The sequence below is a fragment of the Phytoactinopolyspora endophytica genome, assembly GCF_004138495.1.
Lineage (GTDB): Bacteria > Actinomycetota > Actinomycetes > Jiangellales > Jiangellaceae > Phytoactinopolyspora > Phytoactinopolyspora endophytica.
Genome location: NZ_ML142853.1, coordinates 460,555 through 465,251, shown reverse-complemented (window position 1 = coordinate 465,251; position 4,697 = coordinate 460,555). Strand labels below are relative to the sequence as shown.

5 protein-coding genes are annotated in these 4,697 nt (G+C 66.7%); 3 read left to right on the top strand and 2 right to left on the bottom strand.

Annotated elements, in window-relative coordinates:
- Positions 1-129: 129 nt before the first annotated feature.
- The 3 genes from holA to ELR45_RS12885 all read left to right on the top strand — a co-directional run bounded on the left by holA (position 130) and on the right by ELR45_RS12885 (position 3,626).
- Positions 130-1,125 (top strand): DNA polymerase III subunit delta, encoded by a 996-nt coding sequence (gene holA, locus ELR45_RS12895; protein ID WP_129666487.1) that lies wholly within the window; start codon positions 130-132, stop codon positions 1,123-1,125.
- A gap of 356 nt (positions 1,126-1,481) precedes the next feature.
- Positions 1,482-2,600 carry a pyruvate dehydrogenase (acetyl-transferring) E1 component subunit alpha gene (pdhA, locus tag ELR45_RS12890; protein ID WP_205856503.1) on the top strand — a complete coding sequence of 373 codons (1,119 nt, stop codon included), beginning with the start codon at positions 1,482-1,484 and terminating at the stop codon, positions 2,598-2,600.
- Positions 2,601-2,648: 48 nt separating this feature from the next.
- Positions 2,649-3,626 (top strand): alpha-ketoacid dehydrogenase subunit beta, encoded by a 978-nt coding sequence (locus tag ELR45_RS12885; protein WP_129666484.1) that lies wholly within the window; start codon positions 2,649-2,651, stop codon positions 3,624-3,626.
- Between the two features lie 8 nt (positions 3,627-3,634).
- Here the strand turns inward: ELR45_RS12885 and ELR45_RS12880 are convergent, their stop codons facing one another.
- Complete coding sequence (locus tag ELR45_RS12880; protein ID WP_129666482.1) at positions 3,635-4,132, bottom strand: transcriptional regulator; 498 nt, start codon at positions 4,130-4,132, stop codon at positions 3,635-3,637.
- Between the two features lie 180 nt (positions 4,133-4,312).
- Positions 4,313-4,697, bottom strand: a 385-nt coding sequence (locus ELR45_RS12875) for an EAL domain-containing protein (protein ID WP_165367727.1), incomplete at its 5' end; no start/stop codon positions are given.

The window sequence follows — 4,697 nt, the reverse complement described above, 5'->3', positions numbered from 1 at the left end:
GTCGATGCTGGTACATCGGACGACGACGGCAACGCCGCGAGGCGCCGCCTGGGCGCCACAGACGTCAAGAGACCGGCTTTACGGGGCACCAGGTGACAGTGGGCGGCGACGTGGCATGCTGGTCTCGTCATGCCTTCTCGATCTGTGGATCCCCTTGTCCCGGCCACCCTCGTGGTGGGTCCGGAAGCGTTGCTGGCCGAGCGTGCGGTCGCGGCCGTGGTTCGTGCGGCACGCGCCGCCGACGCGGACGCCGACGTCAGCGAGGTGCCCGGCTCCGAGCTCACGGTCGGCGGACTGGCCGAGTATGCCAGCCCGTCGCTCTTCGCCACCCGGCGTGTGCTGGTGGTCCGCGATGTCCAGGACGTCTCCGAGTCCGTCGGGGAGGCCTTGCTGAAACACACTCAGCAGCCGGTCGAGGACATCCATCTCGTCCTGGTCAATCCGGGCGGTGTGAAGTCCAAGAAGCTGCTCGACCGGTTGCGCAAGGCCGGTGCTTTCGAGGTCAAGGCGGAGAAGCTCACCAAGCCTGATGACCAGGTCGCCTTCGTCCGGGCGGAGGCGCGTCACGCGGGTGGGCAGATCGACGAGGCGGCCGCTCGGCAATTGGTCGAGGCCGTCGGCGGAGATCTTCGAGGGCTGGCCTCCGCCGCGTCCCAGCTCGCCGCGGACGCACCGGATGGCGTGGTCGACACGGACCTGGTCGCGATGTACTTCGAGGGACGGGCCGAGGTCAAGGGCTGGGTCGTGGCCGACCGGGCCGTCGAGGGTGACACCGCGGCAGCCGTCGAGCAGCTCCGCTGGGCGCTGCAGACGGGTACTGACCCCGTCCTGGTGATCGGCGCCCTGGCCACATCGTTGCGTTCGCTGGCGCGGCTGGCGGGCGCCCCGCGTGGTCTGCGGGACGCCGACGTCGCCCGCGACATCGGAGTGCCACCGTGGAAGGTGCGTGTGCTGCGAGGGCAGTTGCGTGGATGGACACCGGACGGCCTGGCGCGGGCGGTTCGCGCGGTCGGATCCGCGGACCTGGCGGTCAAAGGCGGCGCCAACGACGCCGCTCTGTCGCTGACCAGCGCACTGGTCGAGATCGGTCAGGCGAGGGCTGCCGCGCGGTCCACGACGCGGTAGGGCAACGGCTGAAACCGTAATCCCGGCGATCGGCCGGCCGGGGCGTGTACGAGGGATCTCCGCCGTCTCGAATCGGCGTCTGCGCGATCGGTGCTGCGCCCCTGTCCGCGCGGCCTCTGAGACGCTTGGCCCTGGCGGCAGGGTGGTGACCGGCCGTCGCGAGACACCCGGCGAGAATCGGCGGGCCTCCATAGCCGAACGTCAGAGATTTCCGGCGAATGTAGAGAAAAATCGGCCATCTGGCGCACGATATTGGTCAGAGCAGCCCGTGAGCCAGAGATTGTTCAGTAGGTCGTGACGGTACGGCCTGATGTGGCTGTGCGGTTCACGTCCGGATGTGCGCAAAGGGGTGTGCAATGGAGCTACCGGTTGAACATCTCGATGAGAACCGCGTGACCGGGTTGTTGCCGTCTCGCGATCCAGTGCGGCTCATAGACGAGAACGGAACCCTGACCGATGACGACGCACGCGGGGGCTATCAGCTTCCGCCGGCCGAGATGCTCGGCGACGCCTACCGGCGGATGGTGATGGGGCGTCGTTTCGACACGGAGGCGACGGCACTGACCAGGCAGGGAAGGCTGGCCGTCTACCCGTCGTCGAGAGGGCAGGAGGCATGCCAGGTAGGCGGCGTGCTCGCCCTGCAGCAGCAGGACTGGCTCTTTCCGACCTACCGCGACACCATGTCGCTGGTCACCCGCGGCGTCGATGCGGTCGAGGCGCTGGGACTGCTACGCGGAGACTGGCATTGCGGGTATGACCCGATGCGGGAACGCATCGCGCCGCAATGCACACCGCTGGCGACGCATGCACCGCACGCAGCGGGTCTGGCGTACGCGGCGCGTCGTCGTGGCGACGACACGGTGGCGCTCGCGTTCATCGGCGATGGCGGCACCAGTGAGGGCGATTTCCACGAGGCGTTGAACTTCGCTGCCGTGTTCGGCGCGCCGGTGGTGTTCGTGATCCAGAACAACCGCTACGCCATCTCGGTCCCGCTCTCCCGGCAGACCGCCGCGCCGTCGCTGGCGTACAAGGGCATCGGCTACGGGATACGCAGTGAGCAGGTCGATGGCAACGACGTGGCCGCCGTGCTGGCGGTGCTCACGGACGCGATCGACCATGCCCGCTCGGGACATGGACCGATGCTGGTCGAGGCCCATACGTATCGGATCGAGGCGCATACCAACGCCGACGACGCCGGCCGTTACCGGGATGCCTCGGAGACAGCGGTCTGGATTCCACGTGACCCGATCAGCAGGCTGGAACGCTACCTCAGCGGTGCGGGTGCGCTGTCCGAGGAGGACATCCGGCGTGTGCAGGAGAGCGCGGAGGCGTACGCCGAAGATCTGCGAGCCCGCATGAACGTGGACCCGGTGGTGCGGCCGGAGGAGATGTTCGAGCATGTGCTGACCGAGCCGACCCCGCAGCTGAGGCGGCAGCGGGAGACCGTAAGTGGCCTGTCGGCAGACGGTGGATAGAGCCGTGCGGCGTGGGTGCTGGCCGCCATCTCACAGAACGGGGCGGTGATGACATTGGCCGTGTCGATGGTCCAGGCGCTGAACGCGGCGCTGCGCGACGCGTTGCGAGCGGACGATTCGGTGGTGGTCTTCGGCGAGGACGTCGGTGCGCTGGGAGGCGTGTTCCGGGTGACCGATGGGTTGACCGACGAGTTCGGTGAAGACCGCTGTTTCGACACGCCGCTGGCGGAGAGCGGCATCGTGGGATTCGCCGCCGGCATGGCGATGCAGGGGTTCCGTCCGGTGGTGGAGATGCAGTTCGATGCCTTCGCGTACCCGGCCTTCGAACAGATAGCGTCGCACGTCGCGAAGATGCGTAACCGCACCCGCGGGACCGTCACCATGCCCATGGTGATCCGCATCCCGTACGGGGGCGGCATCGGGGGAGTGGAGCACCACAGCGACTCCTCCGAATCGCACTATGCGCACATCCCAGGTCTCAAGGTAGCCACTCCGGCAACGGTGGACGACGCGTACTCGCTTCTGCGGGAGGCCATCGACGATCCCGATCCAGTCGTGTTCATGGAGCCGAAAGGGCTGTACTGGGCCAAGGCTGAGACGGAACTGCCGGCCCGCACGGCACCGTTCGGGCACGCTGCGACCCGCAGGGCTGGCGATGACGTGACCTTGGTGGCATACGGGCCCGCGGTCAAGGTGGCGTTGGAGGCCGCGGAGGCGGCATCAGAGGAAGGCGTGGAAGCCGAGGTGATCGATCTGCGCACCTTGGCGCCATACGACGATGTGACCGTGGCCAAGTCGGTGAGCAACACCGGGCGCTGCGTCGTGATCTCGGAAGCCACCGGCTTCGCTGGGATTGCGGGTGAGCTCGCGGCCCGTGTCCAGCAGGAGTGCTTCTACTCGCTGGCAGCCCCGGTCCTGCGGGTCACCGGCTTCGACATCCCGTATCCGCCTCCGATGCACGAGCATCACTATCTGCCCAGCGTTGATCGTGTCCTCGACACGATCAACCAGCTGGAGTGGGACTGATCGGGGGCTCATGCATCGGAGGCGATGACGCCCCACGAGGCCATCTTCTCCCGGAGTTCGGAAGGCGTGATCTCGTACATGGATGAGACCATCCATACGTCGTCGCCGCGGATGGTCAGGATGCTCCCGCCGAAGTCCCCTCTCTTCTTCTGCACGCCGTTCACGAACTTGACGAGGTGCGCGGCCTCGTTCGGTGCCTGACGCAGGGCGTCCAGATCCAGCACCACCTTGCCGTCATCGCCGTTGGACGCCGGCTGTCCACCCTCTCGGCCGGAGACCAGCGAGTCCACGGGGACGCCGTAGAAGTCGGCGATCTGAGCGAGCCGGACAACCGAGGGCACGCGTTCGCCTCGTTCGTACGAGCCTATGACAGCGGCGCTGATCGTGCCCTCAGACTGGTCCTGAACAGCCTGCATGGACAGCTGCCGGCGGCTGCGCAGCTTCCTCAGCCGTCTGCCTACTGCCTTCGCGAATTCTCTGTCTTCTGGAGACATGTTGTCGTTCATCGTCGAGCTCCCACGGCCGCCCTACCTGATCAGCTCCCCCGCAAGCACCTATCTTCAGTTATATCGACATAGTTGCCCACATTCGCCCCGGGCGACGTTGACCGGAGGCATGGACAGAGCACAGCGTACCGGGCGTATCTGCCCACCGGGAGATGGTGTGATGGATCTTCTGCACGAGTGTCACTTGCTACCCAGATAGTCGTGTGGACTGGCCAGCCACGTGGAGATCTCCTCCGCGGGCAGCGGTTCCGACATCAGGAACCCCTGAGCACGGTGGCATCCCAGTTCCAACAGCGAGGCTACCGCAGCCGGATCCTCGACACCCTCTGCGACCGTCGTCAGTTCGAATGCCTCGGCGAGCCGGACGATCGCCGAGACGATGGCGCGGTCGCCGCTGTCGTTGGCCAGACTGGAGACAAAGCTCCGGTCGATCTTGAGAACGTCCACCGGCAGCTGCTTCAGGTGAGACAGCGAGCTGTAGCCGGTGCCGAAGTCGTCGATCGCGATGGTGACCCCGAGCCGTCGCAAACCCTTGAGGGTGGCGAGGACGTCCTCGAGATCGCGC